16 protein-coding genes are annotated in these 18,245 nt (G+C 60.9%); 12 read left to right on the plus strand and 4 right to left on the minus strand.

Annotated features, from left to right (window positions below; all coding sequences use genetic code 11):
• Positions 1–8 precede the first annotated feature (8 nt).
• The 4 genes from DLM86_RS17125 to DLM86_RS17140 all read right to left on the minus strand — a co-directional run bounded on the left by DLM86_RS17125 (position 9) and on the right by DLM86_RS17140 (position 3,973).
• The gene (locus tag DLM86_RS17125; RefSeq protein ID WP_110841262.1) at positions 9–557 is read right to left on the minus strand and encodes a cysteine hydrolase family protein; all 549 of its coding nucleotides are present in this window, start codon (positions 555–557) and stop codon (positions 9–11) included.
• Between the two features lie 101 nt (positions 558–658).
• Positions 659–1,024 (minus strand): winged helix-turn-helix transcriptional regulator, encoded by a 366-nt coding sequence (locus DLM86_RS17130; protein WP_110841263.1) that lies wholly within the window; start codon positions 1,022–1,024, stop codon positions 659–661.
• A gap of 73 nt (positions 1,025–1,097) precedes the next feature.
• Entirely contained in the window at positions 1,098–2,903 is a 1,806-nt protein-coding gene (locus DLM86_RS17135; protein WP_110841264.1) for a cache domain-containing sensor histidine kinase, read from the minus strand.
• Entirely contained in the window at positions 2,900–3,973 is a 1,074-nt protein-coding gene (locus tag DLM86_RS17140) for a response regulator transcription factor (RefSeq protein ID WP_110841265.1), read from the minus strand. The genes DLM86_RS17135 and DLM86_RS17140 overlap by 4 nt, the downstream gene beginning before the upstream one ends.
• A gap of 208 nt (positions 3,974–4,181) precedes the next feature.
• Here DLM86_RS17140 and DLM86_RS17145 point away from each other — a divergent pair, with 208 nt between their 5' ends.
• The 12 genes from DLM86_RS17145 (at position 4,182) to DLM86_RS17200 (ending at position 18,226) form a co-directional block, all read left to right on the plus strand.
• Positions 4,182–5,300, plus strand: a complete 1,119-nt coding sequence (locus tag DLM86_RS17145) for a peptidylprolyl isomerase (RefSeq protein WP_110841266.1) — start codon at positions 4,182–4,184, stop codon at positions 5,298–5,300.
• 27 nt (positions 5,301–5,327) lie between these two features.
• Entirely contained in the window at positions 5,328–7,745 is a 2,418-nt protein-coding gene (locus tag DLM86_RS32110; protein ID WP_158289524.1) for a CBM35 domain-containing protein, read from the plus strand.
• A 207-nt stretch (positions 7,746–7,952) separates the two neighbouring features.
• A complete protein-coding gene (locus DLM86_RS17155) occupies positions 7,953–9,569 on the plus strand; it encodes an ABC transporter substrate-binding protein (protein ID WP_110841267.1) in 1,617 nt (538 codons plus the stop codon).
• 51 nt (positions 9,570–9,620) lie between these two features.
• The gene (locus DLM86_RS17160; RefSeq protein WP_158289525.1) at positions 9,621–10,496 is read left to right on the plus strand and encodes a carbohydrate ABC transporter permease; all 876 of its coding nucleotides are present in this window, start codon (positions 9,621–9,623) and stop codon (positions 10,494–10,496) included.
• A 7-nt stretch (positions 10,497–10,503) separates the two neighbouring features.
• Positions 10,504–11,325: a carbohydrate ABC transporter permease gene (locus DLM86_RS17165; RefSeq protein WP_110841269.1), complete on the plus strand. Its 822-nt coding sequence runs from the start codon at positions 10,504–10,506 to the stop codon at positions 11,323–11,325.
• A 541-nt stretch (positions 11,326–11,866) separates the two neighbouring features.
• A complete protein-coding gene (gene alaS / locus DLM86_RS17170; protein ID WP_110841270.1) occupies positions 11,867–14,503 on the plus strand; it encodes an alanine--tRNA ligase in 2,637 nt (878 codons plus the stop codon).
• A gap of 134 nt (positions 14,504–14,637) precedes the next feature.
• Complete coding sequence (locus DLM86_RS17175) at positions 14,638–14,898, plus strand: IreB family regulatory phosphoprotein (RefSeq protein WP_110841271.1); 261 nt, start codon at positions 14,638–14,640, stop codon at positions 14,896–14,898.
• Between the two features lie 98 nt (positions 14,899–14,996).
• Positions 14,997–15,416, plus strand: coding sequence for a Holliday junction resolvase RuvX (gene ruvX / locus DLM86_RS17180; protein WP_110841272.1), 420 nt, complete (start codon positions 14,997–14,999; stop codon positions 15,414–15,416).
• Positions 15,417–15,424: 8 nt separating this feature from the next.
• Positions 15,425–15,739, plus strand: a complete 315-nt coding sequence (locus DLM86_RS17185; protein ID WP_110841273.1) for a DUF1292 domain-containing protein — start codon at positions 15,425–15,427, stop codon at positions 15,737–15,739.
• Complete coding sequence (locus DLM86_RS17190) at positions 15,736–16,053, plus strand: DUF1292 domain-containing protein (RefSeq protein ID WP_110841274.1); 318 nt, start codon at positions 15,736–15,738, stop codon at positions 16,051–16,053. Before DLM86_RS17185 ends, DLM86_RS17190 begins: the two co-directional genes overlap by 4 nt.
• A gap of 136 nt (positions 16,054–16,189) precedes the next feature.
• Positions 16,190–17,242, plus strand: a complete 1,053-nt coding sequence (gene mltG / locus DLM86_RS17195; RefSeq protein WP_110841275.1) for an endolytic transglycosylase MltG — start codon at positions 16,190–16,192, stop codon at positions 17,240–17,242.
• Positions 17,243–17,251: 9 nt separating this feature from the next.
• Positions 17,252–18,226, plus strand: a complete 975-nt coding sequence (locus DLM86_RS17200; protein WP_110841276.1) for a peptidase U32 family protein — start codon at positions 17,252–17,254, stop codon at positions 18,224–18,226.
• The last annotated feature ends 19 nt before the right edge of the window (positions 18,227–18,245 follow it).

Genomic DNA, 18,245 nt, shown 5'->3' on the forward strand with positions numbered 1-18,245 from the left:
GAAACCGTTTAAATCATGTCGTTAAGACCGGCCGTATTCGTCACTTGGGCAAAGGTGCCATCCAGCGAGGCCATAAACGTATCGTGAACGGTGTTGGCGGGAATGACGGTATCGTTCCAGACCAAATCCTTGGTGGCGCACGCGTCGCCGAGCAGCACGACTTCATAACCCAATCGATGCGCGGCTCTCACGGTCGAATCGATACAGATGTGGCTCATCATGCCGCCAACGACCAAGCGCTTGACTTGAAGCGATTCGAGATGGCTTTGCAATTCCGTTTGAAAAAAGCTGTCCGGCGTATGCTTCACGATCACGTTTTCGTCGGATTGGGGGCTTACCCGTTCGTGAATGCCGATTCCTTCGGTATCGGGAAGGAAGAACGTGGCGTTTTCCTCCAGCAGTACACATTGCACGTGGACGACGGGCAAGCGCTTATCGCGGAACAGCGACAACGCTTCTTGGGCGCGGGCCAGCGCAATGTCGGCACCGACGAGCTCATTTCGGCCTCCCTGGAAATAATCGTTTTGAATGTCCACCAACAGCAATGCGGTATTCATGGGTTCACGGCTCCTTTACCGGTAGATGAATGTTGTTTCTGAACGTAGTTTAATACCGGCAAAGCGAATCGTGAATTACCCACTTTTTTGTGGGTATGGCTTCAGGACGTATAGCGGATGCCTTTGCGGTCGAGAAGCTCGGTTTGACCCCGTTCCACCATGTAGTCGATGCCGATTTCCTGCATAATCAGCACCGCGTCCAACAGCCTTCTCCCGCGGTCGGTCAGGTAATATTCGACATGGAGCGGATACCCTTCCGTTTTGATTTTATCGACGATCCCGCACGATTGAAGCTCTCTTAAATGCTGCAGCAGCATCTTTTGGGTGATTTGGTCAATGTCCCGCTCCAGCTGGGCCAAAGACGTATTCCCGTCTTTTAATTGATAGACGATCATCGTTTTCCATTTGCCTTTAATAATGTCGTGAACGATCTCCAGCGGACACGTACAGCTTTCTCGAATGATCATCGGATTCACCTCATGTGCAATCTTACCAAAAAGGTAGACATCCCGACACCTTGTATAAAGGATTCGGAGAGTTTCACCGGACGGAGGGAAGCCGGATGACGGCCGTCACGCCGCCGCCCGGCGTCTCTTCGTAGCGGAGCCCGAAAGGGAAGCCGAACTTCAGCCGTATGCGCCGGTGGACGTTCAATACCCCGTAGCCTTGCGAGACGGTCAACGAATGGGGGCGGCCGCCCAAAAACGCGTTCAGCTCCGCGACGTCGCATCCGACGCCGTTGTCGCGAACGAGAATGACGGCCGTCGGGCCGTCGAGATGCGCCTCGATCTCGATCCGCCCTCTCCGGTCCGTATGCTCGGTACCGTGCAGCACGGCATTTTCGACGAGCGGCTGCACGATCAGCTTCGGGCACGGCGTGCCGAGCAGCGCCGGATCGATCCGGTAGACGGCCTCGAACCGGTTCTCGTAGCAGATCGATTGGATGTGGACATACCGCTTCACCTGCTCAAGCTCGTCCGACAGCGTGACGAGCTCGTCGGCGTCCTTCGTGATATAGCGGTACATGTTCGCCAGCGCGGAATTGATCTCGGCGATATCGTCGACGCCGGATTCGAGTGCGAGCCAGTTGACCGAATCGAGCGTGTTGTACAAAAAGTGCGGATTGATTTGCGCCTGCAGCGCCTTCAGCTCCGCCTCCTTCTCGCGGATGCCGCTTTCGTACACTTCCCCGACCAGCTCGTTCATCCGCCGCATCATCTCGTTGAAGCTGCGGTACAAGACGCCGACCTCGTCCTTGGAGGCGGGCTCCTCGAGCGACAAGGACAAATGGTCGGTAAAGCGGACGTTTTTCATCGTGCGGGCCAGCTTGCGGATCGGGGACGAAATTTGGTTCGACAAAATGACGGAGAGGAACAGCCCGGCGACCAGCGCGGACACGACGGAGACGAGGACGATGTCGCGCACGACCGACGAGCGCTCCGACAGCTCGTCGAGCGGAATGAGCGCCATGAGGCGCCAGCCGAAGGCGGCGACCGGCTCGTGGTTCAGCAGGTACGATTGGCCGTCCTTCACGATTGACCCCGAAGGCTTGGACATCCATTCGAGCAAGCCGGCCTGCTTCTCCTGCGGATCTTCCGGATGTTCCGGACGGTCTGGGTACAGCACGCGGCCTTCCGCATCCGCGACGATCAGACGGGTGGACGGGGTCAGCTTCGATGCGCTCAGCTGCTTGCCGACCATCGAGACGTCGAAGCCGATCACGATGACGCCGATGTTTTCTCCCGTCACTTTGCCGGAGCCGACGTTATCCCTCGACAGCAGCTCGGGGTTTTTGATCAGCCTCGCCACTTGGAGCTTCCCCGGCTTCCCGTCGCGGAACCAGATCATCCGGCCGTCCGCCTCGACGGCCCGGCGGTACCAGTCGGTCGCGGAGACGTCCCGGTCCGAATAAAAGCCGAAGTAAAAGTTGTCCCCCGAAGGGAGGGCGTCGGAGAACGGCAAGCCGTCCCGTGCGAAAAACGTGACCGAATACGAGCCCAACGAGTCGCCGAACGGAATGAACATATATTTCACGAGCTCGTCGTTGAGCTTGTTCTTGTCGGCGAACGTCGTCATGTAGTCCCGCGGCCGCGAATTCAAGATGTCCATGACGGTCCGGTCCGTGTACAGCAGCAGCGTCGCCTTGTCCAAGCCGGCGATCAGGTTGTCGACGTTGACCTTGTTCTGGTGCATGATCTGGTTCAGATCGTAGCGCACCTGACTGCGGATCAGGGTGCCGAATTTCCAATACGTAATCGTGCCGGACAAGCCGATCATGACGAGCATGACGAGGATGAACACGAGCGTCATTTTCCGGTTCAAGCCGTGCGGCCGCATCATCCTCATTCGCCGTCCCGTCCTTGACGCAGCGCCATGTTGCGGTATTGCGACGGCGTCAGCCCTTCCTGCTTCTTGAATACCTTCGTAAAATAATGCGGGTCCGCATAGCCGACCCGACCCGCCACCTCGTGAACCGTCGCTCCCGGGTCCCGGAGCAGCTCCTTCGCCCGTTCCATCCGCAGCCGGGTAATATAGACGCTCAAATTTTCGCCGGTCCATTGCCGGAAGACGAGACCGATATAGTTCGGGGACAAATGAAGCTCCGAGGCAATCGTGTACACCGTCAGGTCGGGGTTGGCGAACTGCGTCTTGACGATATGCCGCAGCTTCTCGGCCACCGCTTCGCCGCGGCCGCTTTTCCGTTCCATCACCGTACGGGCCATTCCGGTATAAAGCGATTGGACCGCCGCCATCATCTCCTCCTTGGATCGGGCTTGGCCGAATTCGCGGCGCTCCCGCTCCCAATCGATGCCGAAATAGTCGGGAGTGAGCCCGATGTCGCGGACGATATCCGGAACCGCGTCCAAGAGACGCGAGCCGATCTCCTTGACGGTATCGCGGCCCATGGCGTCCCTCGCTTTGAAAACGGTATCAAAACAGTCGGCGACAAATTCGAGGTCGCCCGTTTTGACGCCCGCGACGAGCTTGGCCCGCCATTCCTTGTCGTAGAACAGGCCGAAAAAACGGCTGCGGCTTTCCCGGTCCGCCGCCCATTCCCGGAGCTTCGCCGTCAGCCGGGCGATCTTCGTCTTGTCGATCGGCTTCAAAATATAGTCGGTTACGCCGTACCGGATTGCGGTCTGGGCGTAAGAAAACTCGTGGTAGGCGCTCAAAATGACGAGCATCGTATCCGGAAGCCGCTCCCGCACGTGCGCGCAAAGCTCGAGTCCGTCCATCAGCGGCATGCGGATATCGGTGATCAGGACATCGGGCTCCGTGCGCAGCGCGACCTCCAGCGCTTCCTTGCCGTTGCCGCACGTGCCGACGAGCTCGGCTCCCGCCTCCTCCCAGCGGATCAAGCGGGCCAAACCGGCGCATACCGAAGGCTTGTCGTCGACGATCAACACTTTCAGCATCGTATCCTCCTCGCGGGATAGGCGTTTTTCGGGAAAACCGCCCCTCCATCGTACCGAAAGTATACTATCGGCGTTCGCGGATGAAAAGGGGAGTTGCGCTTTGCGAAGGGCGGTTTTATGGAATTTTCCAGCAAAGCAAAGAATATTCCCCTTTTGGAAGCGATTGCATTTGGCGTATGCTGGCCGTAGCCGGGAGGGAGGTGAAGACGTGAGGGGAACGAAGCGGAGGGCAATCGCCCTCGCGCTGGCGGCGGCCGCAGCCGTCGGTATTTTGTTTGTCGTCGCATGGGGAAGCGCCTATGCGGGCAAGCCGGCCGGCGGAGGCGGGACGGCGGCGGCCGCGGTGAACGGCGAGCCGATCGAGCTCGAATGGATGGAGCGGATCATGCGGATGGAACGCGCGCCGGTGTACGCGTATTTCAAAGACCAGTACGGGGCGATGCCGGACGAGGAAACGTTTTGGACGAACCGGTACGGCGGGGAACGCCCGATCGACGTGCTGCGGAAGCGGGCGCTCGAACGGTGCGTCGAAATCAAGGTGCAGCAGCTGCTGCTGCGAAAGAACGGCATGCTGGACGACATCGGGTACGACTCGTTCAAGAGGACGTACGAGGCGGAGCAGGCGCGGAGGAAGGAAGCGGCGAAACGGGGGACGGTCGTATACGGCCCGGTCGGCTATGACGAGGATACGTATTTCGACGTGTTCCACAACGACCTGTTCCACAAGCTGAAAAACCGGATCGCGGCCGTTACGGAGGCGGAGCTCGAAGGCGCTTACGAGAAAACGAAGAGGACGATGTTCGTCCGGGATTACGTCTACGAGCTCGAGCTGGCGACGATCCGGGACGTTCCGGAGGAAGGCGGGACGAGCCGGCCGGATTCGGGCGAAGCGGTTTTGGCCGCCATCGGGCGGGCCGTTGCCGACGGGACGAGCCCCGGCTTGAAGGAGGCTGCGGCCGTTTATGAAGCGAAGGCGGGCGAAGCGGCCGCGTTGACGGTCGAGACGGTGCGGCTGTCCAAGGAGACGGAGCGGGACGATCGGTGGCGGCCGCATTATCGCGCGCTCCGCGAGGCAGCGGAGACGCTCGAGGCCGGCGAGGTCGGCGGCGTTAAGCGGCTCCCGGAGGGGCTTGCGGTCATCCGGCTCGTATCGAAGTCGGGCCCGGTCATCGCCCCTTTCGAGGAGGCCAAGGAAAGCGAGGCGCTCCGCCAAGCGGCCGTCGAGGCGAAGTACGAAAGCATCGTCCGCGAGGAAATCGCCCGGGCGCAAGTGGTCGTCCGCCCGGAAACGTACGGACGCGCGGCATTTCCGAATCAACCCGATTGAACATGGGAAACGAAGGAGAGGACGAGGATGATCCGAACATCGATGCGGCGGCTGGCGATCAGCTTCCTGATGCTTGCTTTGCTGCTCCAGGTAAGCGCTTTCTCGAACACGGCCGCTTACGGGGAAGGGACCGCGGCCGGCACGGTCCACTATGTCGATTCGCAGGCGGCGTTCACGGCGCTGAACGGCCGAACGTTCGGTCCGGGAGACCGGATCTTGTTCAAGCGCGGCCATACGTTCGCCGGGGGCGTGACGCTGAAAGGGTCCGGCACGGCCGCCAACCCGATCGAAATCGGCGCCTACGGGGAAGGAAACCGGCCCCTGCTGAACGGCGGCGGGGTAGAGGCCGTGATCAAAATCCGCAACGAGCAATATTGGACGATCGGCGGGTTGGAGCTGACGAACATGTCCGGCGAGCACCGGAACAAAAACTACAGCGGGATCGTCATCGAAACGGACACGCCGGGAACGAAATCGGGCTTTCGCTTGACCGATCTCGTCATCCATCACGTGGACGGGGACCATTGGGGGCAGCCGTGGACGGCCGGCATCCTGTTCCGCTCGCTCGGCGGCGACGCGACGACCAAATTCGATCGCATTACGATCGACAACAGCCGGTTTTACGATCAATGGAGCTGCGGGGTCGTCATCCGCGCGCAAAATGCCGCCGTCACGCACCATACGAACGTGAAGCTGCAAAACTTGTCGTTCCGCAATTTGGGCGGCATGGGCTGGCTGTTCTACGGCGTCGACGACGGGCTCGTCGACCATGTGGCGACCTACGACATCGGCCGTGAGGGACAGTTCGACTACGTCGTCATCGTGGCGGGCTTCCCGCGCGACGCCCGCAACATTACGGTGCAGCACAGCGAATCGGCCCGCATCGTGCCGTCGAACGACTCCCACGCGTGGGACGCCGACATCAACATGGGCGGCACGAATGTCTGGCAGTACAACTACAGCCACGACAACCCGGGCGGCATCATGCTGTCGCTCGGCCAAAACGACGCCGATTTCAAGCTGATTTACCGGTACAACATCAGCGAGAACGACGGCAGCGGCTACTTCGATTTGCGCCGGGACATGCCGGCGGACATTTACAACAATACGATTTATACCGAGCGGACGCCGAGGATCGGTCCCGATTACGCCAGCCACCGGTATACGAACAACGTGTGGTACAGCACGTCGGGCGGCTCCAGGGACTTTCCGGCGAAGCCGGCTTTTTCCCATAACGCCTACTACGGATTTACGGCTAACGTGACCGACGCGCACAAGGTGACCGCATATCCGAAGCTGACGGCGCCGGGGACGGGAGGCGACGGCCTCGAGACGGCTGCGGGCTACAAGCTGCAGCCGGGCTCTCCGCTGATCGACGCCGGGACTCCGGTAGCCGGCGGAGCGGGCTTCGACTATTGGGGCAATCCGCTGGCCGACGGCAAGCCGGACATCGGGGCGCACGAATACCGCAATGATGCGCCGGCCAAAGGTCCCGATCCGGTACGCCGGCCGACGAACCGGTACGAGGCGGAGGACGGCAACTTGTCCGGCGGGCCGGTGGCGACGACGAACCGTTTCGCCTCCGGGCTCGGCGTCGTCGGGAGCATGCATGTCGACACGGCCTCGCTGGAGCTGACGGGCATTTACGTCGACAAGTCCGGCCCGCGCCGGGTCGAGCTGAACTACGCGACGAAGGACGCGGCGGCGAGCATGGACGTATACGTCAACGGCGATCTGATCGGAAGCGTGGCGCTGCCGTCCACGGGCGGCTGGGGGCCGGCGAAAGGGAAGGCGGCGATCGTCGCTCCGTTCCAGGCCGGCGTCGAGAACAAAATCCGCATCGTGCACGGGAACGGCGGCGCGGACTTCGATTTCGTCGAGCTGGCGGACGACGTCGCCGGGTGGAACGGCGCCCGTCTCAAGGCGGACGGCTGGCTGGCGCAGCCCGACGGAACGAAGCTGCACGTGGAGGGCGACGTAAAGGGCAAGAAGGGAAGCATCGACGGGAAGCTTCGGCTGTACGATGAGCGGTCGAAGCTCCGCCTGCAGGCGAAAGAGGCGAAATGGGCCGTCGTATCGCCGGAAGGGGAATGGATCGTCGACAGCGTCGCCCGCGACGGCGTCGGGAAAAGCTACAGCGTTCAGCTCCGGTACAAGCCGGAGAACGCGGGACGCGACGCGGAAGCCGCCGGGGCCGATGCCGCGGAAGCGGGCGGAATCGCGGACATCGCGGACCCCGGGGAAGCGGCGGATGATGCGAGCGCCGAGGATACCGAGCGAGCCGAGGACGCCGCGGACACCGCGGGAGGCGCGGAAGCCGCCAAGAGACGCCCCGGCGGCTTGCTGTCCGTCACCGTCTGGGAGGGCGTGCAGGCGTCCGGCGCTCCGCTGCTGCACGTCCCGCCGGCGCCGCTGCACGGACGGCTGTCTGCCGAACGGCCGTAAGGCGATCGAGGAAAGGCGAAACCCGGAGCGACTGCGCTCCGGGTTTCGTCTTGTACGCGCCGAGTGTGGAAAGTTGCAGGAAATGAAGCAAAGTTCCTCTTTTGAAACCGATTGCAGCCAAGTATGCTTGAGATAGGCAAGTGGTATGTTCCGGACATCCGTTGCACTTCGATCGATCCAATCTCACGTTGGGGGTAGCGCTTTCCTATGAAAATAAAAACGATGAGTTTCAGCCTTCTTCTGGCCTTATCGCTGACGGCCGCCGGATGCAGCGGCAAGGGCGATTCGCCGAGCCCCGGCGCCGACGGCGCTCCGAAGGGCGACGCCAAGCCGATCTCGTTCAAGGTGATGGATTGGCAAGGACAAAACCCGCCTTACGAAGCCGCTTACGAGGACGCCATCAAGACGTACATGAAGCTGCATCCGAACGTCAAAATCGAACGCATCTACCAGCCGAACGCGAACAACGGGTACGAGAAGCTGCTCGACACCCAGTTCGTCTCGCACAACGCTCCGGATGCGATCCAGCTCGACGGCAATATGATCAAGAAATATACGAACCAGGAATACATTATGCCGCTCGATTCGTACATGCAGCAGCCGACCCCTTATTCCGGCGGGAAAAAGTGGATCGAAACGTTCGTCGGCGGCGAGGAGTCGTTTCTGACGGCCAAGACCGAAAACCGGCTCGGCGCCATCTCGTTCGTCCCCGTCGACGGCGGTCCCGGCTTGATGGAGAACCGGCCGTTCTTTTACAACAAAGATTTGCTCGCCAAAGCGGGCGTCACGGACATTCCGACTACCTGGAAGCAGTTCATCGAAGCGTGCAAGAAGCTGAAGGCGGCGGGCATTACGCCGGTGGCGGCCGACAACAACCGGTTTCTGAACTGGATTCAGAACTGGACGGGCAACCAGTTCGGGGAAAATGCGGCCAGCGCCTTCTTCGACAGCAAGTACGACGGCATCCAGGAGCTGTACGGTCCGAAACGGTCGATCGCCGTCTTCACCGGCAAAATCGACCGAAACGACGGCATCGTGCAGGCGCAGACCGATCTGATCAAGGAATTTTCGCAATATTGGCAGGACGGCTGGGCGGGCGCGAACGAACAGGCGGCCCAGCAGCTGTTCCTGTACCAGAAAGCCGCCTTCCTGCTGGACGGCAACTGGAATTACGGCCACTACAAAAACAATATCAAAGACTTCCAGTGGAGCGTCATGCCGTTCCCGATGATTACGAAGGAAACGTCCCCGCTGGCGGAGGAAGCGTTCCCGAAAGGCGCGACCGCGATTACGATTTACGGCTGGGGGCTGAACAAAGATTTGGAGAAGGACCCCGAGAAGCTGAAAGCCGTCCTCGATTATTTCCAATACGTGACGAGCAAGGAGGCGCAGGAGCGGTTCGTCGACATCGCCGTGACGAACTCGCCGGTGGCAGGCGTCAAAGTGCCGGAAGCGATGAAGCCGTTCATGGAAACGGACAAAAACCGGCTGAAGGTGCCGATCGGCAACGCGCTTTACTTGGAGGCCGACCCGACGGTGCGGACGGCGGCGGCGCAGCAATTTTTGACCGGCAAAATCGACAAAAACGAATATTTGAAAACGCTCGCGGACAGCGCCGCCCAGAAGCTGGACAAAAAAGTGCGCGATCAGCTGGACGACAAAATCGGCATCCCGAGCACGATCGCGGCCGTCCAGAAGCAGATCGACGAGCTGAAGGCGTCCGGCGCGCCGGAGCTGCTCGTCAAGGTGAAGCAAAAATCGCTCGAAACATTGAACCAGCAGCTGGAGCTGTACCGGACGTACGCGAAGCCGGCTTTGAAATAACGGAAATAAGCGGCGGTTTTCGCCGCGATGAACGGAAAGAGGGAGAGACTTATGCCAGAGCCCCGAAGGCTCATCGCCTACCTGTTTATCCTGCCCGCTCTCCTCATGACGGTGCTGTTCGACTATTACCCGATTTTGAACGGGATTTATCACGCCTTCTACCGATGGGACGGCGCGAAGGTGGAGAAGTTCGTCGGCCTCTCCAACTTCAGGGAAATCGTGCACGATTCGGTCTTCTGGATATCGGTCTGGAACATGACGATATTCCTCGTGTTCCACATCGTGCTCATGGTTCCGACGATCGTCGTCTGCATCGTGCTGTTCCGGATCAAGAGCAGCCGGGCGCAGTACGCGTACCGCATCCTGTTCTGCCTGCCGATGGTCGTGCCGGGTCTCGTCTCGCTGCTGCTGTGGCAGTTCATGTACAATCCGCAGTTCGGCTTCTTCAACCAGCTTCTCGACAAAATCGGCTTGGGCGAATGGAAGCAGCTGTGGCTCGGCGATCCGAATCTGGCGCTCTGGTGCCTCATCCTGATGGGGTTTCCGTGGATCGGGACGATCGCCGCCCTGATCTATCTCGGCGGGCTGCAAAACGTGGACGGGTCGATCTGGGACGCGGCCAAGGTGGACGGGGTCGGCCCCTTCATGCAGGCGATCAAGCTCGAGCTGCCGCTGCTGAAGGGACAGTTCAAGCTGAATCTGATCGGCGCCATCTCCGCCACGGTGACGGGCTACAGCACGCAGCTCGTCATGACGAACGGCGGTCCGGGCTTCTCCACGATCGTGCCGGGGCTGTATATGTACCAGAAGGCGTTCGGCGGCGCCACGGATACCGAATTCGGCTACGCCTCCGCCGTCGGCCTGCTGCTGTTCCTGATCGCGCTTCTCATTACGATCGCGACCATGAAGTTTATTCGAAGCGAGTGATGCAACCATGACCAAGGCAAGAGCCGCCGAGTTCGGCAAGCATCTGTTTTTGACGATTACGTGCCTGTTCGTGTTCTATCCGTTTTTCTTGATGGTGCAAATGTCGCTCAAGGACGTCGGGCAGATCATCTACGAATTTTTCCGGATCGGACCGCCGTTTCATTTCGAAAACTACGCCTTCGCCTGGCACCGGGTCAGCCCGATGATCGGCAACAGCGTCATCGTCTCGGGAGGGACCGCGCTGCTGGCCGTCGTCGTATCGAGCGTCGCGGGGTATGCGTTCGGCCGGATGTCGTTTCCGGGCAAGGAGCCGCTGTTCTGGGTCATCTTCGCCAAGCTGTTCTTGCCGGGCGTCTTGAACCTCGTGCCGGCGTTCGTCCTGGCCTGGAAGCTCGGCCTGCTCGACTCGTATTGGGCCGTCATTCTGTTCGGCGCGTCGGGGGCGCTGCCGTTCTGGACGTTCGTCATCCGCACGTTCGTCCAGCAGCAGCCCCAGGAGCTGTTCGACTGCGCCAAAATTGACGGAGCCGGCGAATTCAAAACGTTTCTGCTGATCGCCGTCCCGCTGCTGCGGCCGATGATTACGCTGCTTATGATCAACGTCTTCATCGCGGAATGGAACAACTACATTTGGCCGCTCGTCACGCTGACGACGCCCGAGAAACGGCCGCTTACGGTCGGGCTCGCCTTCCTGACGTCCAGCTACCCCGGCGATTACGGGCATTTGATGGCCGGCTATACGATCGCGAGCGTCCCGCTCCTGCTGCTGTTCGCCCTAGGGATGAAGCAGTTCGTCCAAGGCTTGACGTCGGGCGCGATCAAAATATGACGAGAGTGTCCCGATTGTCTCTTAGGACGCTCTTCATAAACCAAGGCATCCCGTCCATCGGGGTGCCTTTTTCACGAAGCCCGTTCGTTCATTTGATGGGGATCTACGCGTCGGTGCCCCGAACATTGACAAGCCGCGGCCGCAACGATAAAATAATGGGATGAAACGGCATATCGCCCAACGCCATGACGAAACGAGTAAGCCGTCGCCCTTGATCCAGAGAGAAGGCTCCGGTGCCGGGAACGATTCCGCGCCGCGCTGAGAGAGCCTTTATGAAGAAGAACGGCCGAAGCTGCTTCGGAGCGTGGACGAACTCCACCGGTACGGAACCGTTATTTTCCGCTGAAGGCGATTGCGGGCAGCCGTCCGTTCGCGAGCTTCGAGACCGCATGTTCCGACAGGAATGCCGGCGGATCGATGCCGCGCGGAGGCGGGGACGCAATAACCAGGGTGGTACCGCGAGATCAAGCTCGTCCCTGACTTTCAGGGGCGTTTTTTGTTCTTTTCATCCTAACGTCAAGTTGAACGGAGGCACGAATTGATGAAAGCAGCAGACATTCGCCGGAAGTGGCTGGAGTTTTTCGCGGAGAAAGGACACAAGATCGAGCCGAGCGCCTCGCTCGTGCCGCACAACGACCCTTCGCTGCTCTGGATCAACGCGGGTATGGCGCCGCTCAAGCCGTACTTCGACGGCCGCGTCGTCCCGGAAAACCCGCGCATCGCCAACTCGCAGAAATGCATCCGCACGAACGACATCGAGAACGTCGGCAAGACGCGCCGCCACCATACGATGTTCGAAATGCTCGGCAACTTCTCGATCGGCGACTACTTCAAGGAAGAGACGATTACGTGGGCATGGGAGTTTCTGACCGACAAGCGGTGGATCGGCTTCGATCCCGAGCGGCTGTCCGTCACCGTTTATCCGGAAGATACGGAAGCGTTCGAGTTTTGGAACAAGAAGATCGGCATTCCGGAAAACCGCATTTACAAGCTGCAGGACAACTTCTGGGATATCGGCGAAGGGCCGTGCGGACCGTGTACGGAAATTTTTTACGACCGCGGCGACAAGTACGGCGATCTGAACGATCCCGAATGCTGGCCGGGCGGCGAGAACGAGCGGTTCCTCGAAGTATGGAACCTCGTCTTCTCGCAATTCAACCATAACAAGGACGGCAGCTACACCCCGCTGCCGAACAAGAACATCGATACCGGCGCCGGCCTCGAGCGGCTCGCCTCCATTCTCCAGGACGTCGACTCGAACTTCGACACCGACCTGTTCCAGCCGATCATCCAGGAGACGTGCCGGATCGCCGGCGTAACGTACCATACGAACGAAGAGCACGACATAGCGCTGAAGGTCATCGCCGACCATATCCGCACGGTCGTCTTCTCCGTCGGGGACGGCGTGCTGCCGTCCAACGAAGGACGCGGCTACGTCATCCGCCGCTTGCTGCGCCGCGCCGTCCGCTACGGGAAGGCGCTCGGCATCGATAAGCCGTTCCTGTACAAGCTGACGCCGATCGTGGGCGACATTATGGGCGCCTACTATCCGGAAGTGGTGGAAAAGCGCGAGTTCATCGAGAAGGTGATCCGCAACGAGGAGGAGCGGTTCCACGAGACGCTGTCGGACGGACTCGACATGCTGTCGTCGATCGCGGCCGGGCTGAAGAAGGAAGGCCGCACCGTCATCGGCGGGCAGGACGCGTTCCGCTTGTACGATACGTACGGCTTCCCGCTCGATCTGACCGAGGACTTCGCGGCGGAGAACGGCTTCACCGTCGATTCGGAAGGGTTCGAGAAGGAGATGGAGGCGCAGCGCAGCCGCGCCCGCTCGGCTCGCCAAGAGGCGGACAGCATGAAGGTGCAGGGCGGACCGTTCGCCGATTTTACGGTTAAAACGGAGTTTGTTGGATATAATGATCTGGTAACAAGTGCTAAAATAATCGCCATCGTGCACGGCGATGCGTTCGTCGACATGGCGGGCGCCGGGGAAACGTGCCAAGTCGTGCTCGACCGGACTCCGTTCTACGCGGAGAGCGGCGGCCAGGTGAGCGACCGCGGCGCGCTGCTGAACGATCAGCTGCAAGCCGACGTCGAGGACGTCTGGAAGGCGCCGCACGGCCAGCACGTGCAAACCGTCAAAGTCGTCAAGGGCACGATTCGCAAAGGCGACCCCGTGCGTGCCGAAGTGCATGCGGGCAAACGCGACGACATCGTCAAAAACCATACGGCGACGCACCTGCTGCACAAGGCGCTGAAGGAGACGCTCGGCGACCACGTCAACCAGGCGGGCTCGCTCGTCGAGCCGGACCGGCTGCGCTTCGACTTCTCGCACTTCGGCGCGATCAGCGCCGACGAGCTGGCGGAGATCGAGCGGCGCGTCAACGAGCAGATTTGGAGACGGACGGGCGTGACGATCGAGCAGAAGCCGATCGCGGAAGCGAAGGCGATGGGCGCCATGGCGCTGTTCGGCGAGAAGTACGGCGACGTCGTCCGCGTCGTGCAGGTCGGCACATACAGCATCGAGCTGTGCGGCGGCTGCCACGTGGGCAATACGGCCGAGATCGGGCTGTTCAAAATCGTCAGCGAGAGCGGCATCGGCTCCGGCGTCCGCCGGATCGAGGCGGTGACCGGGCGGGGCGCGTACCTGTATCTCGACGGCCAGCTTCAGCTGCTTCGCGAGGCGGCGTCTCTGCTCAAGTCGAACGTGCCGGACGTGCCGAAGCGCGTCGATGCAATGCTTGCCCAGATCAAGGAGCTGAACCGCGAGAACGAATCGCTGCGCGGCAAGCTGAGCGCGATCGAGGCCGGCTCGCTCGCCGACGGCGCGAAGACGGTCGCCGGCGTGACGCTGCTCGCGGCGAAGGTGAACGCGGGCGACATGGACTCGCTGCGCCATATCGTCGACCAGATGAAGGCGAAGCTCGGCTCGGCCGTCATCGTGCTCGGCGCGGTCAGCGACGACAAGGTGAACCTCGTCGCCGCGGTGACGCCGGACTTGGTGCAGCGCGGCTTCCACGCCGGCAAGCTGGTGAAGGAAGCGGCGGCCCGCTGCGGAGGCGGCGGGGGCGGACGGCCGGACATGGCGCAAGCCGGCGGCAAGGAGCCGTCCAAGCTGGCCGAAGCGCTGCAGGCGGTCGAATCGCTCGTAGCCGACCAAGCCGGAACGGCGCGATAAAGCGAATGTCGGACGGGCCGCGAATTTTTGGCCGGTCCGACAGGAATTTTGTCGCAGGCGGCGAATAAATAGATGTAAGGCGATGCCTAAATTTTTACAAATCGCGCTTTTCAGCAATCGGGGGTGTTCTGGTGATGAATCCGATGGACAAAACGATGAAGTTCGACGTCAAAGCCGAAGGCGTGGAAACGTCGCCGAAGGAAGTCCTTCTGGCCGTATATGACGCCTTGCAGGAGAAAGGGTACAATCCGATCAACCAAATCGTCGGGTACCTGCTGTCCGGCGACCCTGCGTTCATACCCCGCCACAACAACGCGAGAAGCTTGATCCGCAAGCGGGAGCGGGACGAACTGATCGAGGAGCTCGTCCGCTTCTACTTGCAGCATCATAAATAACCGTCGGCCGGTGGAACGTTCCATCGGCTTCCGTGCTATGGGACCGGCTCCGCCCGGAGCCGGCCCGTAAGCGGCGGATACGGGATGGGAGACGTGCGATGGGCCGAACGATGGGATTGGACTACGGGGACAAGACGATCGGAGTCGCGGTCAGCGACGCGTTCGGCTGGACGGCGCAGGGGATCGAGGTGATCCGGCGCCGCAAGCCCGAGGACGATCTGGACCGGCTTCGCGAGCTCGTCCGCGAATACGAGGTTTCCGAATTCGTGGTCGGTTTGCCGAAAAACATGAATAACACGATCGGTCCGCGAGGAGAATTATGTATGGCGTTCGCGCGATCGTTGGAAGAAGCGATGCAGCTGCCCGTCAAGCTATGGGACGAACGGCTGTCGACGGTGTCCGCGCAGCGGACGCTGATCGAAGCCGACGTCAGCCGCAAGAAGCGCAAGCAGGTGATCGACAAGATGGCGGCCGCCATCATTTTGCAAAACTACTTGGATTCCCAATCGAAAAGGTGAGGTGTGTTATGGCGAAGGAAGAGTTGAACACGGAAGAACCGGAAATCATCTACATCCCCGACGACGAGGGCAACGAGGAAGAGTTCGAGGTCATCATGAAGTTCGAGGTCGAATCCGGCCAGTTCCAGGGCAACAAGTACATGATGGTCGTGCCGGTAGAGACCGACGAAGCCGACGAGGAAACCGACGAGGTATACGCTTTCCGATACGAGGAGGACGGCGACGACCTCCAACTGTTCACGATCGATAACGAGGACGAGTGGAACGAGGTCGAGGAGACGTTCAACACGCTCGTCGCCGAGCTCGAAGAGGACGAAGCGTGAGCGGCGGAGAGACGCGGGGCGGACCGGAGCAAGTCCGCCTGCTGCGCGACGCGTACGGCGACGACATCGTCCTGCTCGACGAGCAGGACGAGTCGGTGTCGCATCGGATATTGGCCGAACTCCGCCATGCCGGATCGATTTACGCCGTCCTGCAGTCGGAGGAGCTGAAGAAGGAGAAGGAAGTCGCCATCTTCAAAGTGTCCGTGCCGGAAGGCGGCGAGCCCGAGCTCGAGACGATCGAGGACGACGACGAGTGGGAGACGGTGGCGGAGCTGTACGACGAGATGGCGTTTCCGCTGCCGGAGAAGCCGTAAGCCGGCGCCCGCCCGATAAGGGCGGGGCCGGCTGCGGCGTTAATTCGGGCGGCTGACGGACCGCCTTTTTTTTCGTTCGGCCGTCCGTGCCGCGGACGAGCCCGAGCGCGTTATTCGACAGGGGAGAGGAACGAGATTGAAACGAATCGCTTTGTGGACGATTCTGAGCGTGCTGCTCGTCTTGGTGCTGGCCGGCGCGGGGACGGCGGCGTACGTCGCCTACGCGCTCAAGCCGCCCGAGGCGAAGCCGGGGAGCGTGCGCATCAACGTATCCCCCGGACTCGGCTCCGGACAAATCGCCAAGCTGCTCGAGGCGAACGGACTGATCCGCGACGCGAAGGTGTTCCGGTATTATTTGGTTTATAAAAAAGAAGGCGGCCGGTTTCAAGCCGGCGAATACGAGATGACGCCCGGCATGGAGCTGGACGCGATCATCGCCAAGCTGAACGACGGCGACACCGTTCGCCGGGAAACGCTGCGCTTCACGATTCCGGAAGGCTTTACGGTCATGCAGGTTGCCGACAAGCTGTCGGAGCAGCCGGGCTTCGACCGAAAGACGTTTCTCGAGCTGGCGGAAAGCAGAGAGCCGTTCGGCTCCGTCAAATGGGTGGCCGACATTCCGGACGATCCCCGGCTGCGCCACCGGCTGGAGGGGTATTTGTTCCCCGAGACGTACGAGCTGAAGAAGGAGAGCACGGCGAAGGACATCGTCATGCGCATGGTGTCGGAAATCGACCGGAAGCTCGCCGATCTGCCCGCCGATTGGCCGGACAAGCTGAAGCAAAGCGGTCTGACGTTCCATCAGATCATGACCGTCGCGTCGCTCATCGAGCGAGAGGTCGTCGTCGACGAGGAGCGTCCGGTCGTCGCAAGCGTCATTTACAACCGGCTGAAGGCCGGCATGAAGCTGCAGATCGATGCGACGGTGCAGTACGTACTCGACAAGCCGAAGGAGAGGCTGTTCGAAAAAGATTTGCAAATCGACAGTCCGTACAACACGTACAAAATCGCCGGTTTGCCGCCCGGGCCGATCGCCAGTCCGAGCTTGAAGTCGATCCGGGCGGCTCTATACCCGGCCCAGACCAACTATTTGTTCTACGTGACGAAGAGCGACGGGACGCAATCGCACCAGTTCGCCGAAACGTACGCGCAGCATTTGAAAAATATCGAGGACAGCAAGAAGAGGTGACGCGAAGCGATGAACGACACAACGGAACGACCGGACCAAACGGCGGGAGGCGGGTTCCGCAAGCCGGAGCTGCTCGTCAGCGCCGGGTCGATCGAGGAGATCGCCGCATTGGCCGATGCCGGCGCCGATGCGTTCAACATCGGGGAACAGCGGTTCGGGATGCGCCTGCCCGGCGACATTCCGGCCGACAAGATCGCGGAAGCGATTCAGGTTGCGCACGGCAAAGGAGCGAAAGCGTACGTCGTGTGCAACGGCATTTTGCATAACGAGGTGCTGCCGGCATTGCCCGGCTATTTGAAGCTGCTCGCGGACGCGGGGGCGGACGGCGTCGTCTTCGGCGACCCGGCGGTGCTCGTCGCGATGCGGCAGGCCGGCGTCAAGCTGCCGCTTCATTGGAACGCGGAGATGACGTCGACGAACTATGTGACGGCCAACTATTGGGTGAGCAAAGGGGCGACGCGCGTCTTCCTGGCGCGGGAGCTCAATATGGACGAGGTTGCGGAAATCAAACGGCATGTCCGGGCCGAAGTGCAAGTCCAGGTGCACGGCATGACGAACATTTACCATTCCAAGCGGGCGCTGCTGACGAACTATTGGGAGCATCAAGGGCAGAATCCGATCGGGGAGCAGCTTGATGCGGGCCGGAGGCTTTTTCTGGTCGAGGAAGAGCGCAAGGAAGAGAAATATCCCGTCTACGAGGACGCGAGCGGCACGCACGTCATGAGCGCCGACGACGTCTGCATGCTGGAAAGCTTGCACGAGCTCATGGAGGCGGGCATCGACAGCTTCCGCATCGAGGGTCTGCTCAAGCCGCTCGCTTACAACGAAATGGTCGTCCGCTGCTACCGGAAGGCGATCGACGCGTACGCCGCCGATCCGAAAGGCTATTCGTTCGACGACGAGTGGCTGACGCCGATCCGCGAGCTGCAGGACCCGGACCGGGAGCTGTCGTTCGGCTTTTTTTACAAGGAGCAGGTGTATTGAACCGACTCCCCGACATCAC

It is taken from the genome of Paenibacillus flagellatus (assembly GCF_003217775.1).
Taxonomy (GTDB): Bacteria; Bacillota; Bacilli; order Paenibacillales; family NBRC-103111; genus Paenibacillus_AB; species Paenibacillus_AB flagellatus.